Here is a 13,519-nt window from a genome sequence, read left to right as displayed (position 1 = left end):
CTGATTTTGGGCCAGGGTCATTTGGCAGGGTTCTCAAAAAATGCATGGAACTAAAACGGGTCTATTTACATAGCAACCACAATATCATTCCTGAAAAAAACACTTACAGGTAATATCATTATCATATAAATTATTTTCTAACTAACTTAACAATGTTGAAAATGAAGAAACATGCTACCATTGGCATAAATGAATTTTCTTCTTTTTTATTTATAAACCATTAAAATATTATTATTTAATTACTATTAAAGAATGATTATAGTTACTCTCTATATTTCACAAACTTTTGATTGCCTACGTTATTTTTTTCAAAGTTTTTATACCGCTAATTTATCAACAGGAAATGCAGTGCTATTGAACCTTTCATTTGCTTTAATGACCAGGTTGTATCACGACCTTACCTTTGAATGCTAACAAGTTCGGGTCACTGACGAGGCTCAACTTGCATGATTCCTCAGATCCCCCCGTTATCTTTGGCTACGTCCAGAGTTAAATGGTAAATTTTAAACATGTTCCTTTATATGGTTTGGTATCCTATCATAATGTGCACTTTCAATAAGTTATAACCAAAACTACATTCTCCAGTAACTTGTTATTCTTAATTGATGCAATCAAATAACAGGTGATGTCAGATTTCATAATTATCATCAAGATTTTATTTTTTTTCGTGTGAAAATGAATGTATCTGATAGATCAATAACCTTGGATTTTATTGTTTTTAATGGAGAATTATATGATAACAAAGATGACAACCAGGTTACTTTTTGCCGGCACACTAATTCTTCCCGTTTTTGCTTTTTCTACAGTTCTTACGGCACAGCAAAAAAATTATCTTGAAGAAATTATGGCGACACAAATCAGTGATGAACAAGATAGAACAGCGATCAAAAATGAGTGGACCGAAGCACATCAGGTAGCAGAATTCCTGTGCCTCCCCGTTGCAATGGCTGTTATACAAAAACATGAATCTCTCGCCGAGAAAGTCATACTCAGTGACGGGGAACAAAATAGTTTAATATTACATACTCCTATCAGACTAACTGGCAATGGCCAATATCTTATTTCCGGGTCGAAATGGATTCCATTTTATTTCCGCTGTGATTTATCTTCTATCACTGGCAAAGTTACCCGCTTTGTAATTGATCATCATACTCCATATCCTCATAGAAATGCCGTTTTACAATAGAACCTCCCCGCCAACTTAACATTTATCATAGATAAATCATTCCTGTTACCAGGCAGGAATGAGTATTATTGCTGTTCACTCTCTGATGAGATATACCTTTTTTTGTTACGGTAACTTCAGGTTTCCAGCCCCCACGATTTTCCGCGTATATGCCCCTGTTGTTTCTCTTATTTTTCTATGACCATTTCATACTCAGCCATAACTGAGTTTACGATCTGAACTATTGTAACCTGATTTTCGTCATCATTTCGCAGCCAGGGTGATAAACAGCAGTCTTATGCCAGGCAGCGTCTAAGCGCCAGAGGATTATGACACGTTTAACCACTTCAATGATCACAGATATAAGTAATCAACTGTATTGAACATCTGATATAAATCTTCTATTTTTATATTATTTTTATTAAACTGGTCAATAATACGTATTCCACTTCGACAATACTGTTCAGTTAGACAAACGTAGTGTGTGTGATATAAGAAGTAGATATTCAAACAGAACATAAGGAACATGATATGAAAAAAATACACTTAATACTACTATTCTCATTCATATTATCAGGATGCACAACAGAATGGCAACGCACTCGCTCAGATGCCCAGGATCTTTCAACTGCACAATATGAATGCGGAACATTGGCTGAAGAGAAATATCCCGTTAAGAATAAAGTAGCGGAAAGAACAGTTTATGATGCGCATGTCGAAAAATGTCGCAATAACAGGCACTGCAAAAAAAAGTATGATAGCTCACCAACCTTACGAAGTTATGTGATTGACGTCAATGAACATACTCGTTATGAATGGATGGAACTTTGTATGCAACAAAGGGGATGGATATCCAAAGTCAAAGTGCTTATGTAAGGTAAGTGATAAGAATAATTATCAGGCAATGGCCCTATATACACAATTTTTAATCCTGTTAATAATGATTCTTGTGTGAGGTAACTCCTGCTACAACCGTCCTACTCATTGTTCGATTTTCCCACCATGTATCATGGTGGGTATTTTTATCTCAAAAGAAAATATCATCTAAATATGATTACGTTCGATTATCTTTATCGTTAGAATTTTAGTTAGTGCGCATTTTGTATTCTTCCATATATCCCTGTTCATTATCGATACATTATTGTATTGCTATATAGTTCCCCCCTACTGACATCATACATCGACAGCTTGCCCCAGAAACTACGGGCATACGCTTCACTATATTTGTCACAGCGCCGCTATATGCCCGTACTAAAACAGCAATATGTTACTGTAAGCCCGGATTCTGGTTTCTATCAGAAAGTCTCGCTTAATTGAGCCACAGCACCGTATGTCCGATCAGTGCCCACCAAGCCTGCCAGATCCAGATGTACCATATTAAAAGGTGAAATGCCGATACCGGCAGTAAACGCGCTACCCTCTGAAGAAGCGATGTTCTGACGATAGCCCGCACGTAGTTGCACCCAATTCCAGGCGTTAACTTCAGCACCCAGAGCCGCAAACTGGCACTTTTTATCATGGGTAAAACCACTGGTCGGCGTCAGATCCACATCCAGCGCAGTCGTCACGATTCCATTATGCCATGAGCCCCCGGCAGTTACCTGTGGTCGAATCCTGAAGGTTTCTTTCAGCCCGTTAACTTCTTTCGTATCAATACTACGGGGAACAATGTTTTGCCCAGCCAGTCCCAGCATCCAGTGTTCATTCAACTCAGTAGCAAAACCAATGTCAGCATTAACACCGGTAGTATTATTACGGTATTCATGGCTACGGAAATCGTGGCTGTCGTAATTCTGTACCGTGGTATTGTAATTAAACAGATCCACACGCTGATATTTCGGAGTTACGCCAAGAGAATACCTGAGCCCGTTCGTCTCAAACGTCCTGGCAATAGCAATCCCGACATCACTCACTGCCGCCGCACGACCGTAGGCCCGCGATGTCAACGTATCAGTATCACTCGCTGTTGGAATAATTTTGCCCTTAGTCACATCATCCAGATATTGCAGATCGTGGTCGCTGACCTTTCCTTCCACCGTTGCCGTCCCCCATGACTTCAGTATCAGGGCAAAAGGTAATTGACTGTTGGGAACTGTCGCGACCATGCCTACACTCGCCAGCACATTCACCTGTGTATTTTTAAATTTCTCCAGTTGATGTTGCAGATCGGTCGCGGCACCCAAAGGCGCGACTGCACCAGATAGAGCGGCGTCATAGCGATCCCAGGCATCCTTCACGGCATCCACATCGTCCTGCAAATGGTCAGGATCCGATACCTGTGCTCCGACTGACGGCAGAATCATGCTGAAATCATCGGAAGCGGTGGCACTCGTCATCAGTGCCGGATTAGCGAGTGCTGCCGCACAATAATGAGACGATGCCACCCCCGTCCCTCCCATAGCATCATTACTGGCTTCCATATAGGTCGTAGACGCCTGAGTATTACCTGAAAGAGTAGTAAAAAAAACACAGGTCAGCAGAGAATACTGACTTAGCGTAAATTTCATTTTTATTTTCCTGGCCAAAAGAATGAATTGTTTTTAATAAAAACCCCACCAAATCCATATACAGGCATCGCCCCAAAAAAAATAGTGCGTAGTTATCACGCAGGGAGATACTGATATTTAACCGATGCCGAAACAGATTGTTTGCTATGACTCAAGACACCTAACCAATCGATAAGTTCACAGATATTGATCGCAGTAACTAATAGTCTTTTTTTAATAATCTGAGGCTGGTGCATCACCACCGTGGTCAGCATTAGGCAATGCTCACTTATTGATTTTATTGAGTATAACTTACATAAACGAAAATGTGTGTTTAATTTACGACTTACAAGAGCGCTATTCCTGAGTATAACAGGACACTTATATTTTTCGTATTTTGCACATTATTTTATTTATATTTATTTAAATTCATTCAGTTATAACCTTCTATCAAACTTCATATCTTATCCTTAAGCAAAATAAAATCGTTATCACCGTACAATTCATTAACAAATAAACCATTGATGATATACAAAAATAGTTATATCAAATAATAAATTACTTTAAGAAAACACAGGCCGGATTTCACGTTCTAATTCATCACTGAATAGAAAAGTAGATTCATTGTAACAACGCCTGCTTTATGGTTTCCCATCAGAATTTCATCACGATACCATCAGGATATTCCAGTCTCCCGTTGCAATGATAGACGAACAAAATCCGATCTTTTCTACCCGTTCAAAAGCCGGTCCAGAGTTAACATTTTTTCACAGCGTGCCAATTCCCGGATTCAAAGAGATCTTAAAGAAATCATCGGATGAATTTACAGCATCGGAATTTCTACATATTAACGAGAGGTCTACATTATGTATCGACATCATCGTTCTTTATTGTTTTTACTGATGTTAGGTTACCATGCCTCAACACTAGCATCGCCGGTCCACCACGTCAGACACACTCCTGTCGTCAATCATCATCGCAAAACAAAAACATCCCACTCGACATTAAAATCGACAAGACAGCATAAATTGTCGCCCAATACAATCTTCATTAATACGCTAATGGCACAACTGGGTAAGCCATATCGCTGGGGAGGTGCATCCCCTGAAACCGGATTTGATTGTAGTGGTCTTATCTGGTACGCGTGGCGTAAGAATTTTCACATTACCCTTCCCAGGACCGCCGCCGGCATGTATTCCATGCCACAGGCACACCATGTTCCTTATATGCTTCTACAACCTGGTGACATGGTATTTTTCTCAATACATGGGGAACGTGTCGATCATGTCGGTGTTTATGTGGGAAATGGGCATTTCATAGAAGCGCCACATACGGGGCAAAATGTCAAAATTGTCAGCCTGGAAAAAGATTTTTACCGTCGTCATTATCTGGGAGCGAGACGTCTGATGATTTCCTGAGGCGTTCCGACTCCAAATGCTGACCACACAAAAGCAGGGAGGACTTCAGTACATCCTTATACTGGACGGACTGGAGCTCTCCCTCCAATGGATATGTGCTTAGAAAGCCTCATATATATCCATCATTCTCTCTGGAGAGTGACTGTCAGGAAACTTCTAATCACACGCCACTTTATACCGGTCAATTAACTTAACAAGATGATTTAAAATAATATTTGTATACTCCTCCATAAGAATATAATAATTATTATTTCTACGATAATAAATCCTACAGTACATAAAATAGAATGAACTATAAGATAACCATAAGCAGGCCAGTATATAAGCCATAAATAACATCGGATTTAATTTTATTAATATCCATAGCGTCCCATTATACGGGGATAAAAATATTAATTTTACCAGCAATGAGGGTTTGTTTATGAATGCAATTACCGGTGTTTTAGTGGATGGACATATTTTTCATATTAAACATCATATGATTGATGATTATCATTTTCCTAACACTCTGTTCCCTGGTGCTATCTTTAAGATGGTCATTGATGATGACCCGGCCAATAATACTAATGTATCCTGGAAGTGCATTCCTGATAAAATACTGACTGTTAGTCAGGATGCACCGTGACCTTTCCGAACGTGGATGAAAGTTGTTGTAGTAAATCGTTTTATATTTTTGCTTTAGATAAAACAACAGGTGAATTTTTTCAGGCTATACCTTTACTGTAAGACGTTATTTTAAATATAGCACTGAAATTTATCACACAAAAGAAGGGGCGTTAGCATGGATTACAAGCGTAAAGGGACAACTTCCAGCACGGCGCGATATTATTGATTCCGATTTGAATAATTATGAACAATATAACAGACGAAAGGTTAATGCCGGACTTTATCAGGAGTGGGGCACATTGGCTAATATTGGATGGAAATTAGATCCACAGTTAGATGGTTACTGTCGCATTTATACGACTGAAAACGATAAATTTTATTGTGCTGAAAATAATGGACTAGACCAGCTCACTGATTCCAGGTATATCGTTCAGGCAGTAGCATTCTATGGCTAGCCTATAGCCAAATAATGAGAAAGGTTAAATTTCTTTGCTCACTACCATTCGCATTATTGTAAAGCAAACAACCACTAAAATTATCAAAATACACAGTAAAAAAGGATCTTATAAAGATCCTTTCTTACGCTATCCATACAGTCTTTATCCTTACCAAACCTATCTGCAACACAAGACCGTACGAATGAGGACGTTTGAGGTACAACTTTACTGCATCTCGCTCGTTTTTATACTCCAGGTAATCTGAAGTGCATAACGTTCATAGCAGGAATCGATTACCTGTCTGTTGTAAATCCTGACCAGGCACTTTCACCAGTTACAGTTATTAAATTACAGCCATGCGCAGATTATCGCTTCTCGCGTGATGCACTTTTTTCCGGAACAACAGTGACGTTCTCACTTTTTAGCTCGACAATTTTTTGTTTTACGGGAGCCTGAGTTAATACTTCAGCTTTACCTGTAAGAACACCACCTTTCTTAATAGATAAAGAAACATAAACCAATGTTCCATCCAGACGGCCATTTTCATAAATATCAACAGAATCAGACTGACAATGCCCTTTTATATTACCATCCACAATTAACTCCCGGCTGGTAATGTTTCCTTCCACGACACCATTGCGCATTATTTTCACCAATCCATCCTTAGCAATTACATTCCCATTCACACAACCATAGATGTATATTTGTTTATTAGAATTTATATTGCCATCAAAGACGACATCACTGGCAATAACCGTGCTATCTGTCCCTGTCTCATTAGCTGAATTTCTATTTTCCATTTTTTTTAAAGTACTACCGACGTCTACAACACTTTCCGGTGTTGAAAGTATTTCTAATTTATCTTTTGCTGTCTTAGCTTTGTTAAACATCATGAGTATCCTTTTCTGTAAAAAATGAGTTGAGAAAGAAAAAATTATGAGGAAAAACAATATTACTGCGATAAAAAACTTTCCTGAATACCAGAAAAATAATGCCAGACCCCAGGAAATGATTCCCGCATTCAGAAACATGTTGTTTGCTGTATAATTATGAGAAATAGAGTTCATCGGTGAAATCATCTGTAAACGATATCTTCGGGAAGATGCTTATCCCAAATGATGTTAAGACAGGGTAACTTCCCCATAAATACAGTCGCCATTACTGTGATTGTGTACGCTACTTCATCCCACAATAACTGTGATGTATTGCTTCTTATCTCAACATATTTACTTTGATTTACAATAATCATGGCCCGGGACATAACATACCCTTCTTCAGTGGTTATACGACTGCAATGAGGATCTGCTGCCGCAATGTACATTGACTCACTGTACAAATCGGCCCAAGGGGAAAATTCTAAAGGGTTGAGGTCATGAACTAAACGACAGGTAGCCAGAAAGAGTCGTTGGCCATCTGAACAGAGGTAAATATGCTCTCCACAGAACATGACAGCCGATGGCGTAAAAGTATCGCATCAATAGCAACCATGAAGGGTGGCATGATGGGACCATGGCCTGACGGCGACTCATGAAAGAACTGAGGTAGCTAGTTGCCAGCTGCCTCACAATGGGTATAAACGCGGTGGTTCTGGATACACGCTATCTTGAATCACCTTAACTGGTTGAGATATGGCCAGTTTTAGTTAATCAATACAAATCCACGTTGAGCGTTATGTGTTGATATCGATGCGAAGGTATTGAGAAAGTAGTGAGCCGTACAGGGTTAGCCTACCGGGCATCATGAAACCGGCGCGAACGCCTTCACCCCTGTACACCCATCATATGCGAAAGTGACCATGCTTAGGGCATAAAAAAACCGCTAATGCGGTATATGGCACGATGATTATCAAGAGGGTAATCCCGGCCGCAGATTTACTACAACACCGGAATATTCTACCAATGGCACATTTATGTCAATTCAGGTAATTACCGGGGAGTTAATAAAATGGTTAATGAGTCAGCGCTAAGTCAGGCATTGTCCAGGAGCCCCTGTTCAGCAAGTCATCTATAACATCTGGAATAGAGAAAGATATAAGCCAGACATTAGCTGATCGGGTTCTGTATAAATAATCAGTAACAGCCAAATCACCCTGAGCTAATAGACCTTATAAGTTCAGAAGCACTATTCTTATAATTAGTTACTAACTCAATGATCTGTTTAACTTCAAAATAAAGGGAAGGGTCAACTACAGGAATAACATCATTACTCTTACATATAAATTTAGTTTTCTCACTACCTGAATAACAACGTTCAGCCTCAGCAAGAATAGATATTACTGAACCGCATTCAATATTGTATTCTATTAAATTTCCATTTAATGAGATTGCAGGAATCCTGAATTTTGATTTGATTCTATCATTACCATCTATTATCAAACCTTTTGATTCAAGATATTTTTCTATTACTGTAACATAATCAGCACCTAATGCTTCCAGCCCTGCAACTATCGCAAAGATATTCTGTATATTATTCAGTATAATCAATGTGTTATCTAATAATTTTTTCGCATATTCTATATATTGCAGGGATGTTTTTTGCCACTTTTGATACTCTTCGTTTCTATTTTCATTTTCCTTTTTTACAACATCTATATATTGATAAATTTCCCTAAAATCCCCCTCTTCCCCATTCAGTTCAAAAATACCAGAAATGCCTCGCGTTATATGGTGCAGTAATATTTTAATTGCTTCATTGAGCCTATCATTTGCTTTCTGGTAGCGTTTTGAACGTATTAGAGCTTGTTGACGAGTTTTCTCTAATTTTTCTGCGATTCGTGCATTAACAACAAAATCACCTTCAATTGTGGATTCAGGGAGGGCCGGATAATGATATTTTTTGATAAGTGACAGAGCGTAAGGTTCTTTGCTTACATCTACCACCTGAACAGGAAATTGAACCAGTATTGGCAGGTCATCGCAATAATGTGATGATGTCTCACTACGAAAAGCTAATGTCCCGTTAATCCCTAATTTTTTTACACAATAGTCGTCAACGCTACACATAGTAAAGTATGCGTCTACTAACTGAAACCTCTTCAACAACCGCTGTCGGCAATCAGAATTTTTTGCTATATCCAGCAATCGGCATAATAGCCGGTAGTTGCCGTAACCAGACTTATCATTTGTAGATACCAATAAACTCAAACTGAGACAGGCCTGTGAGACCAGGTGACGCAATGCTTCAACATACTTTTGTTGAGCAAGTTCTTTTTCTGCGCTTTCAGATAGTTTTGCTATTTGCGAAGATACTATTAATAAACCAGTAATTACCTTCGCTTCTTTTTTCTGCGCCTTGCCAAAATCAAGGCTAATTGTACGCATGATGATATTGAGACGGTTATGTATTGCATAGTCAGCAATAGCCTCAGCCCTGCTAAAATCGACGTTTACCCCTGCGACATCCAGCAGATGTTTTGTCGAATACGTTTCAATTCCATCCAATGCAGCGGTTTCTAAATGACTCATCGCACATACAGTAGAGCATACCTGGACATATTTTTCTGACATATGCGATTTTCTCCCTTCAAAGGGATCGGCACACTAAGCTGATATGTCCTAACACGACTTAACAAGCACAGAACACATCATCAGTAGCGATCCCAACGCTTAATCCTTACGGTTCTTTTATTCAGATTTTCCGACGTTAACGTTAATAAAATAAAAACTGGGTCAAACAGCCATCATGGTAATACTGTCGCAAGGTGAACAGTTCAGTATTTATCTAAACTTTTTTGCCTACACACCTGAAAAGCACATGCAGGATTATTGGTACATAGTAGCCATTACATTCCGAAATAAAGCTCTTTTCTATCAGGTTGTTGCCTTACTGTAATCTGCCATTTAGTCATGCTGACTTATCCAAAGCGATTTCATGTTCTACTGAACTGTCTTTTTCATTCATGATGATTAAAATCTTTCGCCAACCTTCAGTGTAAGCAATCCATTGATTTACTGCATTTTTTCAAAAAATTTCAGGTTGAAATCGTCAACATTAGCATTCGTGTACTTAGTGTTCCTCTGTCAGTCATTAACTATACGTTGATCCACACCTATAACAGATGCGTTTTATAACAACATTTCATCATTTAACAATGTTAAGTGAGATTTTTATTGATAAAGCGACCTGGTAGCTATTTTTGCAGGCAGTAAGAAAAGCGCATCAACAGACTTTATAGCCCCCAATTTTAAGGTCAGAACTCAATCCGTAAATTCCACTTTCAGTTCCGGCGCCAAAGAGTTGAGAGTCACAATAGGTATAATGTGTTAACAATCACTGAATGATATTTCAGCTTCTCTTCACTCTGGTGATTTCGCCATAGAGAAAACACAAATAAACCATTGATTTATAGTATTTTTTGCTATCAATTTCAGGGTGAAATCGACACACGGTTACTCAGTGCAAACTATTATTTCATGCGTAACTTTATAATTTTTGTTTTACCAATGAGGAATATGGCAGAAATGGATACTACGTCCACATATCAGCCATATTAAATGGAGTGCCTTTCCACATATAACATAAAAAAAGGACTAAGCATCTCGATCAAAGAAAAGCCATCTACACACAGCGGGCTAAGAACGTAAGGAATGAATTAATAATGACAAGAAGAAAACAATTAAATAGCCTGCTAAAAATCGGACGACATCATGGGGAAAGCTTTTCAACTTACAGACTGATATGAGTAAAAAAGAATAACACACATATGAATAACAGATTGAAAGTGTAATTAGCCTGAAAAAGACGATTCAAGTTTTGATGTCATTTCTATAAAAGACCAATTCAAATTAATACTATAGATAGTAATCTTATACTCTGGCTGACCAGGATAATGAAGGATTATCCTTATGATAGACTATAGGCAGAACGTATTTATTAAGGATAAATAAGCTACAGTGAGTAGCAAGCATCTTTAACATGCATGAGCGTAAGTATGATCATCACCAGGCTCTAACCTAACCAGAACGCCAGGATATAGTTATCATTTTGAATTATTTATTGTTTATTCATATATTGATTTTAAATTGCACAAATATTCGTACGCGCAAAAGAGCAAGATGCCAGAGCTATCAAAGCAATCTGAACCAGATCATGCAGCATAAGCTATAGAGAGAACAGATGTTGTAAGAGATATCATCAGATTAGCTCTTTTATTTTGAAATAACATATAGATATAAAAATACATATGTTAAATGATACAGATATAACAGGCACTTTCGTTAATCAGACAACATTATATCCTCATCCCTCAAACCAATATAACAGTGTGTCATAAGCACTTTATCAGCTTTCTTACACTCTTACCTGATAACCACGTCCCGAACTTTGGCCTCTGAGCTTTCCTGTTTTTATCTTTTCTTTAGCTGATGTTTCTCAGCATATCAGTACGTTAGTTTCATTGAAATAAACTATAGGCAGCAATATAAACTATAGAGAGCAACATATGCTATAGGCAGTAACATAAACTATAGAGAGGGAACAGAGTCGATTTTTAAGATTAATATAAGCTATAGCGAGTATCAGCACTAAGGCAAAAAACAAACAACTATTTGATTTACATTACATTATAAATATTCGTGTTTACTTTTTAATCTACTTATTACTCATTATATTTAAATCAGTAATCCTTAACTTGATGCAAACACCATTGAGCAGAGCAAAGGTCGCCAAAATCCTATGTAAAACCAGGCTTAAAAGAGATCAATAGTGATGCAGAACAGCACCTCTATTGATGTGAGAATGAGAAGAGATGTATTAAATACATTAATTTTCAGCTAGTTATATAAACAACTGAGATATCAACGTTGCAAACTCGAAAGACACTATCCGATTAAACATAAACTATAGTGAGTATTCAGTCCATTCTACTGACTACAGCTTATGTTTTACGAAGGTTCAAAAGAGCTTCCAAATCTTTGAGATCAATCCCCAGCTTTTCTAGTAACTTAACTTTTTCAATCAGAGAAGGATCAACCGAGTCATTTGTATGCTCAGGTTGTTCATAGGCTTCACTATCAGAGCGGGGAGCTTTTAACTTAGGCCTGCGATAATGCACGTTAAAATACACACTCCGTCCACGTTGCAGCTCCGTATAATCCAGATATCCGATCTCTTTCAGCTGCTCCATTGCCCTGCGAACCGTCTGATTTTGCGAAAAAACAGGCGATTTCAGGTTTAGCCTGGCGCGTAAACGCGCTATTGAGATAGGAGCAGGATTTTTGGGCAAGCTTTCGATATAGGTGTACAGAGCCTGCGCGGACTCACGCCGCTTAAGCGCGTTTATCGCTTTTAACTGCAACAGAACTTTTCGGTCAAACTGATAAAGCTCAAATAATCGGGGGTCAGCCTGGAGTATGACGATATCTTTAGCTGTGTCGTAGTACGCGGATTGAACCAAATGCGTCGTATATTCTTTAGTCTGGCTGGTAAACGAAATGACTGTCCCGGCAATCCGTTTTAAGGAAGGGCTGATACGTTCACGAAGCTTTTTAGACGATCGGCTTGACGGGATCCCGCAAAGCTTTACAAATTCAACAAACGAAAGCTGAACCTTATCACCTATAACTTTATGTTTTGCAAAAGAATGTATGATTCCCACCCAGGTTTTGAAATCATTGTCCATATCCAGTCGCGGGCCAATGATTTCCACTTTGTCAAAACCCTCAGCCTTAGCAAGTGAGAGTCTGGTCAACTCTTCAGTGGCATCTGTCGTTGAGAGTATATTTTTTTTACTGTTTTTAAGCGATTTGAGGGTAGGCACAAATACCCCCAGGCGCATTAGCGCAACAGGCTGTACAGTGTTATTCGCGTTTGGAGTAAGAGATACAACTTCTCCTGTTCGCTTATCTACTTCATCAAAAAAATCTTTAATATCAATATCTTTTTCCAAAATCAGCTCCAAGTTTGGGCACCCAGTCCATATAACCGAGCTAATAGCACAAGAAAACAACTGTTGATATGCTGTGAGTAACCTGTGCATACAGTTGTATAAATCTATCAATACATCCGTATGTCATTATAAAATAATGAAAAAATACATTATCGCTATCGTTTAATTTTATAGAGACTGCTCACTATAGCTTATACAGACTGCAAACTACAGCCTGGGTTTATCTCGCTACAGCATATATGAATGCAGGCTATAGTTTATAATTTACAAACTATAGCTTATCAAGATCGCCCGGAAGTCAATGTTGACGCAGGCTACAGCGATCGGGGATCTATTTAGGATCTTAAAAGGATCTACTTAGGATCAACTACTGTGATCTAAACGAATAAAGTAATTATGAGTAATGAGCAGAAAAGTTCATCGCCAGAACCCGAGAATGACAAGAGACATTGACCCTGGCCCAAAATCAGCGCAGTGCTAAATCAGAGATCTTCGTCTTTCTGACCCTGGCCCAAAATCAG

8 protein-coding genes are annotated in these 13,519 nt (G+C 38.4%); 4 read left to right on the top strand and 4 right to left on the bottom strand.

What is annotated here, in order from left to right:
- The first annotated feature begins 733 nt into the window (after positions 1 to 733).
- The gene (locus tag FEK42_RS21915; protein ID WP_135491809.1) at positions 734 to 1,186 is read left to right on the top strand and encodes a hypothetical protein; all 453 of its coding nucleotides are present in this window, start codon (positions 734 to 736) and stop codon (positions 1,184 to 1,186) included.
- 510 nt (positions 1,187 to 1,696) lie between these two features.
- A complete protein-coding gene (locus FEK42_RS21910; protein ID WP_135491808.1) occupies positions 1,697 to 2,041 on the top strand; it encodes a hypothetical protein in 345 nt (114 codons plus the stop codon).
- Between the two features lie 419 nt (positions 2,042 to 2,460).
- Here FEK42_RS21910 and FEK42_RS21905 read toward each other — a convergent pair whose 3' ends face one another.
- Entirely contained in the window at positions 2,461 to 3,672 is a 1,212-nt protein-coding gene (locus FEK42_RS21905; RefSeq protein ID WP_171022646.1) for a conjugal transfer protein TraF, read from the bottom strand.
- Between the two features lie 845 nt (positions 3,673 to 4,517).
- On the opposite strand from FEK42_RS21905, the gene FEK42_RS21900 reads away from it, so the two are divergent.
- Together FEK42_RS21900 and FEK42_RS23125 are read left to right on the top strand one after the other, a co-directional pair.
- Positions 4,518 to 5,069 carry a C40 family peptidase gene (locus FEK42_RS21900; RefSeq protein ID WP_135491807.1) on the top strand — a complete coding sequence of 184 codons (552 nt, stop codon included), beginning with the start codon at positions 4,518 to 4,520 and terminating at the stop codon, positions 5,067 to 5,069.
- Between the two features lie 421 nt (positions 5,070 to 5,490).
- Positions 5,491 to 5,694, top strand: coding sequence for a hypothetical protein (locus FEK42_RS23125; RefSeq protein WP_240783071.1), 204 nt, complete (start codon positions 5,491 to 5,493; stop codon positions 5,692 to 5,694).
- A gap of 783 nt (positions 5,695 to 6,477) precedes the next feature.
- Here FEK42_RS23125 and FEK42_RS21890 read toward each other — a convergent pair.
- The 3 genes from FEK42_RS21890 to FEK42_RS21875 all read right to left on the bottom strand — a co-directional run bounded on the left by FEK42_RS21890 (position 6,478) and on the right by FEK42_RS21875 (position 12,980).
- Positions 6,478 to 7,005, bottom strand: coding sequence for a polymer-forming cytoskeletal protein (locus tag FEK42_RS21890; protein WP_167852504.1), 528 nt, complete (start codon positions 7,003 to 7,005; stop codon positions 6,478 to 6,480).
- Between the two features lie 1,191 nt (positions 7,006 to 8,196).
- Positions 8,197 to 9,618: a hypothetical protein gene (locus FEK42_RS21885; RefSeq protein ID WP_138211974.1), complete on the bottom strand. Its 1,422-nt coding sequence runs from the start codon at positions 9,616 to 9,618 to the stop codon at positions 8,197 to 8,199.
- 2,369 nt (positions 9,619 to 11,987) lie between these two features.
- On the bottom strand, positions 11,988 to 12,980 hold the full coding sequence (locus FEK42_RS21875; protein WP_240783072.1) for a RepB family plasmid replication initiator protein: 993 nt from the start codon (positions 12,978 to 12,980) through the stop codon (positions 11,988 to 11,990).
- Between the last annotated feature and the right edge of the window lie 539 nt (positions 12,981 to 13,519).

Origin of the sequence: Escherichia sp. E2748, from assembly GCF_005781125.1 — a bacterium.
Taxonomy (GTDB): domain Bacteria; phylum Pseudomonadota; class Gammaproteobacteria; order Enterobacterales; family Enterobacteriaceae; genus Escherichia.
This window is presented reverse-complemented; position numbering and strand designations above follow the sequence as displayed.

Bases quoted from the DNA above. Each gene is read 5' to 3' on its own strand.
- FEK42_RS21890 (WP_167852504.1), bottom strand. From the start codon at position 7,005: ATGATGTTTAACAAAGCTAAGACAGCAAAAGATAAATTAGAAATACTT.
- FEK42_RS21910 (WP_135491808.1), top strand. From the start codon at position 1,697: ATGAAAAAAATACACTTAATACTACTATTCTCATTCATATTATCAGGA.
- FEK42_RS21900 (WP_135491807.1), top strand. From the start codon at position 4,518: ATGTATCGACATCATCGTTCTTTATTGTTTTTACTGATGTTAGGTTAC.
- FEK42_RS21905 (WP_171022646.1), bottom strand. From the start codon at position 3,672: ATGAAATTTACGCTAAGTCAGTATTCTCTGCTGACCTGTGTTTTTTTT.
- FEK42_RS21915 (WP_135491809.1), top strand. From the start codon at position 734: ATGATAACAAAGATGACAACCAGGTTACTTTTTGCCGGCACACTAATT.
- FEK42_RS23125 (WP_240783071.1), top strand. From the start codon at position 5,491: ATGAATGCAATTACCGGTGTTTTAGTGGATGGACATATTTTTCATATT.
- FEK42_RS21885 (WP_138211974.1), bottom strand. From the start codon at position 9,618: ATGTCAGAAAAATATGTCCAGGTATGCTCTACTGTATGTGCGATGAGT.